We start from the raw sequence: 12,510 nt of genomic DNA, 5'->3' as shown, positions 1-12,510 counted from the left end.
CGATTGGTATAATAAGCAACAGAACATGTAACCTAAATCTCAGGGTTCAATTGACAATTGAAGGAGAACAAAATGATTTCACGGAAAGTTATTTCAGCATCCATATCTAGCTCAATATTTGCGATTCTCCTAGGTCTCATCATGCCAAACCCGTTCGGGGAGAGTCCTTCATCCATAACGGGATATTTATCTGCATTTACATTAAGTACACCGATTTATTTAATGTATAGCTTCCCAGTGATTTTAACTTACGGGGTGCTAGCTTCTATTCTAAGTGATAAAATGAGTCAATTTTTCGCATCGAAAATGAAGGATGATCAAATCGAGACAATTTTATCGGGAATATTACACGCCTTGTTTGGTCTTATTTTATTATTCTATAGTTTAGCTGCGTCCATTTTATTTTTTGTCACTGACCGAATACTATTGAGCAAAAACAAGGAATATAAACCATTACAAGCGATAAATAGCTTTGCATTTCCTTTTGGTGTTTGGCTTATTTTTATGGGAATTGTTTATGTAGAGCATATCGTGACGAAATAAAAGGTTGGGGAAGATATCATTCCCCAACTTTTTTCATCGTTATTGCCAGAGCTTCCACGGATACTCATAAGGAGGTGTGGAGGTGAATTCCATGACCTCTTTCGTAGTCGGATGCTCCAACACTAATTTATTAGACCAAAGAGCAATCTGTTGACCTGGTTTATTGACACGTTGTCCATACTTTTGATCCCCGTAAAGCGGAAATCCGCGAGATGAAAGCTGAACACGAATCTGATGTGGTCTTCCAGTATGAAGTTTCACGGATAACAATGAAAATCCTTTCTTTTCACTGGCCACTTCATAATCGAGAATTGCTTTTTTAGCTTCCTTTTCGTTCGGCTTCGCAGTACGTACGATATTTTTTCGGTGATCTTTCACTAAATAATCTTCCAATTGATCTTTTGCTTTTGATGGAACACCGTGCACGACAGCAAGATAAGTCCGTTCAATCGCTTTTCTTCGGAGCTGATCGGATAAGCGAGAAGCGGCTTTTGAAGTTTTGGCGAAAACCATTGCCCCTCCAACTGGACGATCTAGTCGGTGAACGAGAGCCAAAAACACATTACCTGGCTTCTTATGGCGGATTTTAATGTCTTCTTTTAGCAACGTCAATAAATCTTTATCTTTCGATTGATCTTCCTGAACCGGAATATTGACCGGTTTTTCGACGACTAATAGATGATTATCTTCATATAAAATAGGTACGTTCATTATTGTGCTCCTTTACGGATTGAGATGTGGGTTCATTATCTCAAACCAACTGAAAAATGAAAAGCTATTGTCATCTATCCCTAGAAATGATGAATTTATGTTACATTTATACTTATGTGTATGAAAAAAGGTTGGTAATAACATGTATTTGATGATCGCTCTTATCGTAGGATTAGTTGGAGCATTCTTAATCTATAAACGACAAGTTCAACTAAAAATTACAACATTAGCAGGTGCACCAATTATGGCAACGGGGATTGTCATTGTTAGTGTGTTCAATCATGTTATTCAAAATGATTGGATTGAATTGACCTTATTTATCTTCTTTTTAGTTAGTTTACTTTTACTCGTTTTCTATCTGATCAATGAGACGAAAGAAGGCTTATTCTATGAGCGACATTTAGAAAATCCCATAACGAGTTTTGGTATCGGTACATGGATTGCATCGATTTCACTTGGAAATGTACTTATTTCTGTTTATGAACCGAATGCCATTACTATTGTTTTCTACTCGTTAAATATCGGACTTTTATGGACAGGTTATATCACGTGGACCATTAGAAACTATTCTATTATTTTACAGCATTTCAACGAATATATAGATAAATTTCAAGGTGGTCTATTATTATCTACTGTCGCTACGCAGTCTGTAGTTATTTCGGGCTATTTTGTTTTCGGCGATCAATTTCCTGTTCCACTTGCGCGCAAGCTGATTTGGTTTGGTTTATTGCTATATATTATGAATTTAATTTTAATTACGAATCGATACGTTAAATTACTATTTACGGAGATAATTGATCGTTGGACGAATTCAAACTGTATTATTCATGGTGCACTATCAATCACGGGTGTTGCAATAAGCTTTGCTTACCCGGAAATATCTTCGCTACATTTTGTTGTTTGGGGTTTAGTTCTATTATTATTTATTCTCGTCGAATGGATCGAATTGTTACGTGCATTTTCCCGTTACCGGAAATATGGTTGGAATGAAGGGTTCATGGTTTATTCGCCAACTCAATGGTCACGGATTTTTACGTTTGCAATGTTTTTATACTTTACTGAAAGAATATTTGTAATTGGTCAAGACTCCATTCACACATGGGTGAATATGTTTTTGTATGGAATGTCATTCACTATTGTTTTATTATTCATCGCTCAATGGGTGATCCTAGGAAAATCATTAATTAATGAATTTGAAGAAAAGAAAGCGATGTAGCTTTATAGCTATATTGCTTTTTTATTCATAAAAATTGTTAGGCACCTAAAAAGTTAAGTTTATATATTGCGTTTAATGCAGAAAAAAGGTAAGATACTCTTTGTGATTTAGTTAGGGAGGTAAGTAATTTAGTGAGGAATATACAAGAAAAGTTAGGCTACCAAGTAGGAATGGTGGCTCATTTACTAGAAAACCAATATAACGAACAACTTGCTGTTCACGGATTAACGGTTGCACAATCAAAAGTTCTTTTTTTGCTTGTTGAAAATGGTCCGTTATCACAAGTGGAATTACAGCAATATTTATATATTAAAGGATCGACAATGACAGGGATTATTGACTCGTTGTTGATGAAGGACTTGGTTAAGAAGGCAGATAGTGAAGTAGATAAACGATCAAAGATTATTACGATCAATGAAAAAGGAAGAAAACTCGATCAGAATCTCTGGGATAATCTTAATGGGAAAGAATATGAATTAATTGAAGGATTTTCAGAAGAAGAGGTAGCTTTGTTCATGAAATGGCTACGACGAATGAAAAATAATTTACTTAAACAAAAGGAAGGAGCGAAGTAGATGGAACAAAAACAACAAACAGAGCAGCTAGGTACCGAAAAGATTTCGACACTGCTTCGTAATTTATCTGTTCCCGCGTTAATTGGTATGTTTGTCATGACTTTATATAACGTCGTTGATACGGTTTTTATTTCCTATGGTGTTGGAATCGAAGCGGTTGCTGGAACGACAGTAGCTTTTCCAATGATGATGATTATGATCGCTGTTGCTGCGGCGCTTGGCGTCGGTGGGTCGTCCGTTATTTCCAGACGTCTTGGCGCTAAAAAACCGGAAGAAGCGAATTTAATTTTTGCCAATATCATTACGCTAATCCTTTTCGCTAGTGTCGCTGGAGTACTCATTTCGTTGTTTGCGTTAGAGCCGTTACTGTTGTTGTTCGGCGCTACACCGTCAACGATCGGCTATGCGATGGATTATATGTTTCCGATTTTATTAGGGACATTTTTCTTTACGAGTGGCTTTGCGGCCAATAATCTCGTGAGAGCGGAAGGAAATGCACGATTTGCAATGGTTTTAATGATTATTCCAGCTGCTATTAATATTGTACTTGATCCAATCTTCATTTTTGGCTTGAATATGGGCGTGCAAGGAGCTGCAATCGCAACAGTTATCTCACAAGCGGCTGTTTTCGGTATGATTTTTAATTATTATGCACGAGGAAAAAGTTCGTTAAAATTTGTTTTTGAGAACATGAAGTTGAAAGCTGCAATAGTTAAAGAAGTGTTATCTGTAGGAATGCCAGCATTTATTCAACAATCTGCTGGAAGTATACTAGTAATTGCTGTTAATGCGATGCTCATCGAATACGGTACAGAGTTTTATGTAGGTATTTATGGGATTATTCAGCGGATTGTCATGATTATGGCGCTTCCAATCATGGCTGTCATGCAAGGTATGATGCCAATTGTCGGGTACAATTACGGTGCGCAAAATTATGACAGAATGAGAGAGACGATTTGGTTAACGATGAAAGTTGTAACAATCAGTGCTACTTCCATCACAATTATATTAGTAGCCATACCTGAACCGTTTCTACGTATTTTTACGGCAAACCAAGAAGTCATCGAGGAAGGTTCAACAGCAATGCGGATCTTATTCTCTTTATTCTTTGTTGTCGGCGTACAAATTGTCGCAGGAGGATTATACCAAGCGTTAGGAAAACCGAAACAGGCATTGATCCTGTCATTGTCCAGACAGCTATTGATACTCATTCCGCTCGTATTAATTCTTCCACCATACTTCGGAGTGATCGGCGTTTGGCTAGCATTTCCGATCTCAGACATATTAGCAGTCGGTTTAGCGGGTTATTTATTATACCGTGATCGAACGCCGATGTTAGTAAAAGGAAAAGATGAAGATTCAGAAAAGAAGAATGTACCTGCAATGAGTTAAGTCATATAAGTTCAATTAATCGCCCAATCGTGTAGCGTTTGCTATTCTATGATTGGGCGATTTTTTACGCTTTTTATTAAGTATAATCACTTTTAGAATTGTATAAGACATTTCGATGAGAATACTGATTCGTTCGGTCGAATAGAGCGACTCTATAAGACGTTCCGAGCAAAAATCCGGTTCGTTCGGTCGGATAGAGCGGTTCTATAAGACGTTCCGAGCAAAAAAATGATTCGTTTGGTCGAATAGAGCGGCTCTATAAGACGTTTCGAGCAAGAATCCGGTTCGTTCGGTCGAATAGAGCGGTTCTATAAGACGTTTCGAGCAAAAAATCGGTTCATTGGGGTGAATAGAACATCTCTATAAGACTTTCCGAGAAAAATGCATGGCCGCTCGGTCGTATAGATCGTCCTAGCTAGATTTTTCTAATGAATATAAAAAATAAATACCATCATTTCATCAAATTTTCACAGAGTCACTATATACTTGATAGTAGACGTCCTATTGGAGGAGCAAAACATGATACTTACAACAAAAATTTATGCCATTGCAATGATCTTAATTTCAATGATTGTTGCAATCGCTATCTATTACATAATGACAAACGCATCAAAGGAAGAGAAACGGAAACAACTGAATGAACTGACTTCACAGCTTGTAAATTTCGTTCTTTATATCTGGTTAGCTAAAATTTTACTCAATCTGTCACTCTTCCTCGAAGACCCACTAGCTGTTTTGGCTTATCCTAGTAATGGAGAGGCTTTTTATCTAGCTACTTTATTTACCGTAATTACCATTGCAATTCAATCCTATCGGGGAAAATTACAGGTTATTCCTTTGGTGCTTACCTTTATCCCTGTCTTTTTAATCAGCGTGTTTTTCTTTGAGTTTTTGCAGCTCACAATCATGGATGACTTGTTCGTGATTGGAAACATCATCGTATCCGGTTTATTGATCGTTTGTTATTACTGGGTACATGAAAAAGTGTCGGTAGATGTGTTGCTGATGGTGATGCTAGCTGGTTGGTCTGCTGGTATGTTGGCACTTACATTGATTCAACCATTTGTCACCTTATTCGATTATTTGATGAAGCCTTGGTTTATTGGTCTGTTTTTTGTAGTGATGTTTTCACTGATTTTATTGAAACGTAAAAGGTGGGAGAACTAATGGGCGGAATTGAAACAGATACGTTTGTATTAGTCGGAATCTTAATGGCAATCGGCGCAGGAGCGTTATCATTTTTGTCCCCTTGTGTGTTACCGATTTTTCCGGCTTATTTATCATATATTACAGGAATTAGCGTAAAGGAATTACAAGGCAATCATACGAGTAAAATTCGTAAACAGTTGCTCAGTCATTCCATTTTCTTCTTGGCAGGTGTTTCACTCGTCTTTATTGCACTTGGCGCGAGTGCTTCTTTCTTAGGACAGTGGGCACAAGAATTGCTCGTTGGCGAATCGGGCTTGCTTATTCAACGAATCGCCGGTGTATTCATTATTTTTATGGGTTTCTTTGTTGCTGGATGGATCAACATTCCAACATTGATGAAAGAAAAGCGTATGCATTATACAAAGAAACCAGCGGGATTTTTAGGAACATTCTTAATCGGTCTCGGTTTTGCTGCTGGTTGGACACCGTGTATCGGCCCAATCTTCGGTTCAATCTTATTGCTCGCTGCAAGTGATCCAGGGCAAGGAATCTTGTATACGGTTTTTTATGTAATAGGTTTCATCATACCGTTCCTTGTGTTGACATTCTTCCTAGGATCAACTAGATGGATCGTTAAATATAGTGGAATCATTATGAAGGTTGGCGCGGTTTTCATGATTGCGATGGGGCTCGTCCTATTCTTCGGTTGGATGCCTCAAATCTCCGGATTCCTATTGGACCTAATCGAAGGCACTTGGATGGAAAATCTTGGTTAATGGAGGCTATCTTATATGAAAAAATGGATTTTACTTGTAGTGGTTGTGTTGATGGTAGGCTTTGCGGTATATGACTTTATTGGGTCATCGGATGATACAGCTGATCAAGATGGAGAAAAGGTTGTCATCTATCCCGAATTAGATGACCCAGACCAAAAAGCTGGAACGGGCATTAAACAAGGGCAATATGCACCAGATGTAAAGTTAAAAACTACAGAAGGTGAAACGGTACGACTGTCTGATTATCGAGGCAAACCTGTAATCTTAAATTTTTGGGCGACTTGGTGTCCACCTTGTCGAGCTGAAATACCTGATTTTCAAAAGTTATACGATAATGAAGATGTAGAAATTCTAGCTATTAATATGACCGCTTCAGAAGATAGCCGGGAAGGTGTCATTGATTTTGTTGAAGAATTTGAAATGACCTTTCCAGTTTTAATGGATGAGGAAGGGAAAGTCACGAACCACTTTCAAATTACTGCCTATCCCACTTCATATATCATAGATTCTGAAGGACGGACAGCTTATGTCGTACAAGGCGCGATGAATTACGACTTCATGCTTCAAGCATTAGGGAAGATTCAGTAGAACTCTTTCGTTATAATGAGCTTGAGGTGAGTGCTGTTGGGCCAAACACTATTAGTGGTTGAAGATGATCCGGTCAATCGAAAGCTAGTCAAAAACGTTTTGTCAGAAAACGGATATATTGTCGTTGAAGCAGCGGATGGGGAAGAGGCGAAGGAAGTTTTTTTGAGAGAGCACCCTTGTATGATTATTCTTGATTTGATGCTACCTAAAATATCTGGTGAAGAAGTTTGCCAGTGGGTGCGTAAACAAGAGCGGAATGAAGTTTCAATTATTATGTTATCGGCAAAGGCAAGTACGGAAGATCGAATCAACGGGTTAAGATTGGGTGCAGATGATTATTTAGTTAAACCATTTAATCCCGAAGAATTGCTGGCTCATGTGGAAGCGGTACTAAGACGGACAGGACAGTATTGTCAGAAGATCATCCATGATGGATTATGTATCAAGCCACGTAAAGGCGAAGTGCTGTTATTTGATAAAAAATTAACCTTAACAAAGCATGAGTTCCAATTACTCTTTTATTTTATGGAGAATCCCAATGTCGTTGTGACGAGGGAGGATTTGATCAATCAACTCTATCCTTTTGCTGATCAAACAGTGATGGACCGGACGATAGACGCGCATATTAAAAAGCTTCGTAAAAAGATTGAAGTAGATCCGAGTAAACCTAAACGAATCCAAACAGTTCGGGGAATGGGATACCGATATGAGGTCGAATAACACGACTCAACATCAATTATAGAGAAACGCACAGGAAATTTCCCCTGTGCGTTTTTTGTCCTTGAAGTAAATTAAAAATCATACTTCTTGTCTTCTTCTTCCTTTATCTTTTGGTACGTGTCAGCTAAAATCATTGTGTCCTCAACAAGCCGGTCAATCCGAAAAAACACATCATCATTAATGATTTGTTTCTGGGCGAAATCTTTTTCTTCTATAAATACATACGATTGAACGACTTGTGCTTTCATGTAGCCTAAAATCGGCTTTAGATGGTGCTCAGGAATCAAATAGTGTTTCGGTGTTCCAGCTGTTGCCAGCATACTGACGACCTTATCTCGCAACGCATCGACAGGCAGTAAATCAAAAATGTTTTTTAATGTCGCTGGGATGGAAGCTTGGAAAATGGGTGTTCCTAAGATTATTGCATCGGCATCCATAATGGTTTGTGTTACGTATTTTGTATCTCCCACGTAATCCAGATAATTTCTACCGTCGCTGAATTGAATATCGTAATCCGCTAAGTCGACTAGTGTCACTGTATGCTTTGGGTATTTTTCTTTAAGTGATTGAACGGTATAATCTATAGCCGTTCGTGTTTTTGAACCGACGATGGAGCCGGATAAGGTAACAACTTTCATAGCTTTAATCCTCCGCTCGCTTCGATGTATATTTTTTGATCGCTGGCATAATTTCATTCCCGATGATTTCGACTTTTTCTTTTAATTGATCGAGTGTGACGCCACCGAAATCCATTTGGGCGATATATCGTTGATGACCGAATAACTCATGTTGATACAAAATCTTCTCGATGATTTCTTGTGGACTACCGACATTTAACACATCGCGTTTATCGGCACCTTGAGCGAAATGCTGTTTCGGAAAACCTTGGCCATTGGTCAGCTTCATCCCTTCATTGATATGTGGGTAGACTTCTTGCATTGCTTTCTGTGTTGTCTCTGCAACATTAAATAATCCCGCAGTTGCAACTGGAAGGTCATCTGGATTATGACCATTGTTGGCTGCTGCTTCGCGGTAAACATCGATGGAGTGCTTAAAAGAAGTTGCTGGTCCACCAAGAGTCGCCAAGAACATTGGTACACCTGCCCTCCCAGCTTTCATTGCACTACCAGGAGGACCGCCGACTGCACGCCAAATGGGCAACCATCCTTCTTTTGGTCGGGGAATCACTTTCGCATCTCGCAATGGCGCTCGATACTCACCTTCCCAATTGATCACTTCATTTTCGTTAATTAATTGAAGTAAATCGAACTTTTCTTCATATAGTGCTTCATAGTCTCGGAGGCTATAGCCGAGCAATTCAAAATTACCCACTCTTGATGCGCGTCCGGCAATGATTTCGGTACGACCATCCGATATGAGATCGATTGTTGAAAAGTCTTCATACACACGAACAGGGTCAAGTGTACTAATGATAGTTGAAGAGCTGCCGATTTTTATTGTTTCTGTCGCCTGAGCAATCGCCGCTAACACAACCGAATGTGCTTGCGTCGTGAAATATTCTTGGTGACTTTCTCCAACAGAGAAAAAGTCGATCCCAGCTTGCTCAGCCAACTGAGCCAGTTTAATGATTTCATTTATTCGTTGTTGATTGGAAATTCGCTCTCCTGTATAAGGATTTGGTATATGATCACCTAATGTATAAATGCCGAATTCCAATCCTTGATCAGGATTAATTCTGTATTTTTCCATGGACATTGATTGCACCTCGTAGCTATTTTTTTTAGTCTTGTCATCATCCTAAAGATTAACATATTTCCTTTATAGACTAGAATAAATTTGTTTGGTCTAAGTAACGAAATGATTTTTCTGGAAATCAGTTTTCTCTCAAATGACATTATGGTAAAATACTTTTGTTTGACGATTTGAAACCTTCTAAAGTTTCCAATCGTCTTTAGTTATAGAATGATTTTTTAAGGGGAGAGGTTATGAGTAACGTTGCATTGGAACTGACGAATGTCAGGAAGAAAATTAAAAACAAAGAAATCATCAAAGATGTTAACTTAGCAATCCGGCAAGGAGAAGTATATGGATTTATCGGGCCAAACGGTGCGGGGAAGACGACAACGATTCGTATGATCGTTGGATTAATGGACCTTAGCGACGGTGAAATCAAAATTTTAGGAAAAAGTATTGAAAAAGACTACAAAGCTGCCGCTCGTAATTTAGGGGCAATCGTTGAAAACCCAGAAATGTATCCGTTTATGACCGGACGCCAAAATTTACGTCATTTTGCTCGAATGTATGATGATGTACCTAAAGGTCGAACAGAAGAAGTCATTGGGCTTGTCGGTCTTGAAAAAGCAATCGATGAAAAGGTCAGTAAATATTCATTAGGGATGCGTCAGCGTTTAGGGATCGCTCAAGCCATTTTACATAAACCGGCAGTGTTAATTCTTGATGAGCCAACAAATGGTTTAGACCCGGCTGGAATTCGTGAAATCCGTGATTATATTAGAAGATTGGCAGTCGAAGACAATGTTGCTGTTATGATTTCCAGTCATTTGTTATCAGAAATTGAACTCATGTGTGACCGGATTGGCATCATTAAACATGGTGAGCTCATTACCGAGCAGTCTGTAAAGGAAGACAGCGAAGAAGCTGATCAATCAGAAATTAAAGTTGTTTTGGATGTGAAAGAAACCGAGGAAGCGATAAAAGTATTGGCAAGCCTTGAATTGAAAGCCGAAAAAGAAGGTAGCCAACTTGTTTCATTGATGACTCGTGAGACGATTCCACAAGTTGTATACAAGCTTGTTGAAGCAGGTCTTACTGTATATGGCGTGACAGGCGTCAAACAATCCTTGGAAGACCAATTCCTTGAGTTGACAGGGGGGAATATCATTGAGTAATTTTTTCAGTCTCTTATATAATGAACTATTTAAAATTTACATCCGAAAATCTACTTGGGTGATGTATATTATTCTAGGTTTGATCGCAGTTGGTGGTGCCATTATCATTTCAGCCTTTGACGATGTTCAACCAACTGAATATACAGACAATTGGAAAGAAGAACTACAAGAAGAAAATGAGGCACTCCATAAAGATAACGAAGAATTCGGATACTCTTTTAATGACGATCGAATTATGAAAAATGAATATTTATTGGAAAATGATATTCGTCCATTAAATTATGGGGCTTGGCAATATACGTTGGAAAATGTAGGCCTCGTTGCTATTGTGAGTCTCTTAACAATCATCATTGGCTCAAGTATTATATCAAACGAGTACAAATGGGGAACGATTAAATTACTGTTAATACGTCCTATATCAAGAAACGTCATTTTACTCAGTAAGTTTATAGCAATATTCGTTTTTGGATTGTTTACGATGATCTATCTATTCCTTGTTTCAATGCTTGGAGGAGCGATATTTTTCGGGTTCGAAGGATTTAATCCAAGTACCGTCATCATGACAGCAAACGGAATCGAATATGTGCCGATTGTCGGTGAAGTGATGTCTGAATACGGTTATCGAATCGTTAACTTGATTATGATGACAACACTTGCTTTCATGATCTCAACTATCTTTAAAAATAGCTCTGTCGCTATTGGTGTAGGTATTTTCTTGTTGATGGGTGGAAATATAATTACAGGTATTTTTTCACAATATGAATGGTCAAAATACCTATTGTTCGCAAACTTGGATTTGAAAATGTACGAAACGGGCAATATATTAATTGATGGCATGACATTAGGCTTTTCCATTACGATGCTGATTGTCTACTTTGTTGTCTTTGTCGCGCTTGCTTGGCTCTTTTTTAATAAGAGAGATATCGTTAATCAATAGTAATAGTAAATGAAAATACCGCTTCAGTGTTTAGATGACCTGAAGCGGTATTTTTTTGGATTATCGGCTTTATACTTTCGATATGTATCATTATCGGAAGTAAAGCAATAATTAAGAGAATAATGATTTATTGGAAGTATACTGATTAAAATGGGTTTTATCGATTTTGGCGATAAGACTCCATACTCAGACGAAGCCAGGGTGGAGATGAATCGCCTTCGGACAAAAAATGACAATAGTCATCTTCCTTGTCCGAAAATGAGGTTATTACTTCCCAAAACACAAGCTGGTAGTCTATAATGAGAACATACGTTTTCTTGTTAGGAGTGAAGTAATCTTGCTGGTAAACAAAGCCTATCGATTTCGAATCTATCCCAATAAACAACAAGAAATCCTCATTGCAAAAACGCTTGGATGTAGCCGTTTTGTCTTTAACCACTTCTTAAGCGAGTGGAAAAAAACTTACCAAGAGACAGGTAAAGGGTTGTCGTACAACAACTGTTCCAAGCAATTAACACAACTAAAAAAAGAATTGGCTTGGTTAAAAGAAGTCGATAGTATAGCCATGCAATCTTCTCTGAAACATCTCTTCGACTCCTACACACGATTCCTCAAGAAACAGAATCAGGCCCCACGTTATAAATCGAAAAAGAACAACATTCAATCCTATACAACAAAATATACAAACGGAAATATCGCCATTTTGGATAACAAAATCAAATTACCGAAGCTAGGCCTCGTTACGTTTGCGAAAAGCCGTGAGGTTGAAGGACGAATTCTGAATGCGACGATCAGACGCAATGCTTCCGGCAAATATTTTGTTTCGATTGGGGTTGAAACAACCGTAAAAAAATTACAAAAAACCAAGTCATCCATTGGCATTGATCTCGGAATTAAAGATTTTGCCGTCCTTTCTGATGGTACGATATACAAAAACCACAAGTATTTTAGAACTCTGGAAAAGAAATTAGCCAAAGAACAACGAATTCTTTCCAGGCGTCAAAAAGGAAGTTCGAATTGGCATAAGCAACGG

The 12,510-nt window shown here is 38.2% G+C and carries 14 protein-coding genes; 11 read left to right on the top strand and 3 right to left on the bottom strand.

The window, feature by feature from the left end; genetic code table 11:
* Positions 1-72 precede the first annotated feature (72 nt).
* A complete protein-coding gene (locus tag FPQ13_RS11055; protein WP_186279659.1) occupies positions 73-543 on the top strand; it encodes a hypothetical protein in 471 nt (156 codons plus the stop codon).
* Between the two features lie 39 nt (positions 544-582).
* Here the strand turns inward: FPQ13_RS11055 and FPQ13_RS11050 are convergent, their stop codons facing one another.
* Positions 583-1,254, bottom strand: coding sequence for an RluA family pseudouridine synthase (locus FPQ13_RS11050; RefSeq protein WP_144089390.1), 672 nt, complete (start codon positions 1,252-1,254; stop codon positions 583-585).
* A 142-nt stretch (positions 1,255-1,396) separates the two neighbouring features.
* Between FPQ13_RS11050 and FPQ13_RS11045 the strand changes: the two genes are divergently transcribed.
* The 7 genes from FPQ13_RS11045 (at position 1,397) to FPQ13_RS11015 (ending at position 7,670) form a co-directional block, all read left to right on the top strand.
* Positions 1,397-2,470, top strand: a complete 1,074-nt coding sequence (locus tag FPQ13_RS11045) for a TDT family transporter (protein ID WP_144089389.1) — start codon at positions 1,397-1,399, stop codon at positions 2,468-2,470.
* Between the two features lie 131 nt (positions 2,471-2,601).
* Positions 2,602-3,045, top strand: a complete 444-nt coding sequence (locus tag FPQ13_RS11040) for a MarR family winged helix-turn-helix transcriptional regulator (RefSeq protein ID WP_246065495.1) — start codon at positions 2,602-2,604, stop codon at positions 3,043-3,045.
* The gene (locus tag FPQ13_RS11035; protein ID WP_144089388.1) at positions 3,046-4,437 is read left to right on the top strand and encodes an MATE family efflux transporter; all 1,392 of its coding nucleotides are present in this window, start codon (positions 3,046-3,048) and stop codon (positions 4,435-4,437) included.
* Positions 4,438-4,956: 519 nt separating this feature from the next.
* Positions 4,957-5,604, top strand: a complete 648-nt coding sequence (locus tag FPQ13_RS11030) for a hypothetical protein (protein ID WP_144089387.1) — start codon at positions 4,957-4,959, stop codon at positions 5,602-5,604.
* A complete protein-coding gene (locus FPQ13_RS11025; RefSeq protein WP_144089386.1) occupies positions 5,604-6,362 on the top strand; it encodes a cytochrome c biogenesis CcdA family protein in 759 nt (252 codons plus the stop codon). The genes FPQ13_RS11030 and FPQ13_RS11025 overlap by 1 nt, the downstream gene beginning before the upstream one ends.
* A gap of 15 nt (positions 6,363-6,377) precedes the next feature.
* Positions 6,378-6,950: a TlpA family protein disulfide reductase gene (locus FPQ13_RS11020; RefSeq protein ID WP_144089385.1), complete on the top strand. Its 573-nt coding sequence runs from the start codon at positions 6,378-6,380 to the stop codon at positions 6,948-6,950.
* Between the two features lie 36 nt (positions 6,951-6,986).
* A complete protein-coding gene (locus tag FPQ13_RS11015; protein WP_144089384.1) occupies positions 6,987-7,670 on the top strand; it encodes a response regulator transcription factor in 684 nt (227 codons plus the stop codon).
* 71 nt (positions 7,671-7,741) lie between these two features.
* On the opposite strand, the gene FPQ13_RS11010 is transcribed toward FPQ13_RS11015, so the two are convergent.
* Entirely contained in the window at positions 7,742-8,308 is a 567-nt protein-coding gene (locus FPQ13_RS11010) for an NADPH-dependent FMN reductase (protein WP_144089383.1), read from the bottom strand.
* Positions 8,309-8,312: 4 nt separating this feature from the next.
* Positions 8,313-9,380, bottom strand: coding sequence for an LLM class flavin-dependent oxidoreductase (locus FPQ13_RS11005; RefSeq protein ID WP_144089405.1), 1,068 nt, complete (start codon positions 9,378-9,380; stop codon positions 8,313-8,315).
* A 236-nt stretch (positions 9,381-9,616) separates the two neighbouring features.
* Here FPQ13_RS11005 and FPQ13_RS11000 point away from each other — a divergent pair, with 236 nt between their 5' ends.
* The 3 genes from FPQ13_RS11000 to FPQ13_RS10990 all read left to right on the top strand — a co-directional run.
* The gene (locus tag FPQ13_RS11000) at positions 9,617-10,540 is read left to right on the top strand and encodes an ABC transporter ATP-binding protein (protein WP_144089382.1); all 924 of its coding nucleotides are present in this window, start codon (positions 9,617-9,619) and stop codon (positions 10,538-10,540) included.
* A complete protein-coding gene (locus FPQ13_RS10995) occupies positions 10,533-11,477 on the top strand; it encodes an ABC transporter permease subunit (RefSeq protein WP_144089381.1) in 945 nt (314 codons plus the stop codon). The genes FPQ13_RS11000 and FPQ13_RS10995 overlap by 8 nt, the downstream gene beginning before the upstream one ends.
* A 337-nt stretch (positions 11,478-11,814) precedes the next feature.
* Positions 11,815-12,510, top strand: a 696-nt coding sequence (locus FPQ13_RS10990) for an RNA-guided endonuclease TnpB family protein (protein WP_144089380.1), incomplete at its 3' end; no start/stop codon positions are given.

This window comes from Allobacillus salarius (assembly GCF_007559425.1).
In the GTDB taxonomy this organism is placed as follows: domain Bacteria; phylum Bacillota; class Bacilli; order Bacillales; family Alkalibacillaceae; genus Allobacillus; species Allobacillus salarius.
Note: the sequence above shows the minus strand (reverse complement) of the source record. Positions and strands in the feature narration are given on the sequence as shown.

Coding starts and splice junctions, on each gene's coding strand:
- FPQ13_RS11055 (WP_186279659.1), top strand. CDS start 73: ATGATTTCACGGAAAGTTATTTCAGCATCCATATCTAGCTCAATATTT.
- FPQ13_RS11050 (WP_144089390.1), bottom strand. CDS start 1,254: ATGAACGTACCTATTTTATATGAAGATAATCATCTATTAGTCGTCGAA.
- FPQ13_RS11045 (WP_144089389.1), top strand. CDS start 1,397: ATGTATTTGATGATCGCTCTTATCGTAGGATTAGTTGGAGCATTCTTA.
- FPQ13_RS11035 (WP_144089388.1), top strand. CDS start 3,046: ATGGAACAAAAACAACAAACAGAGCAGCTAGGTACCGAAAAGATTTCG.
- FPQ13_RS11030 (WP_144089387.1), top strand. CDS start 4,957: ATGATACTTACAACAAAAATTTATGCCATTGCAATGATCTTAATTTCA.
- FPQ13_RS11025 (WP_144089386.1), top strand. CDS start 5,604: ATGGGCGGAATTGAAACAGATACGTTTGTATTAGTCGGAATCTTAATG.
- FPQ13_RS11020 (WP_144089385.1), top strand. CDS start 6,378: ATGAAAAAATGGATTTTACTTGTAGTGGTTGTGTTGATGGTAGGCTTT.
- FPQ13_RS11010 (WP_144089383.1), bottom strand. CDS start 8,308: ATGAAAGTTGTTACCTTATCCGGCTCCATCGTCGGTTCAAAAACACGA.
- FPQ13_RS11005 (WP_144089405.1), bottom strand. CDS start 9,380: ATGGAAAAATACAGAATTAATCCTGATCAAGGATTGGAATTCGGCATT.
- FPQ13_RS11000 (WP_144089382.1), top strand. CDS start 9,617: ATGAGTAACGTTGCATTGGAACTGACGAATGTCAGGAAGAAAATTAAA.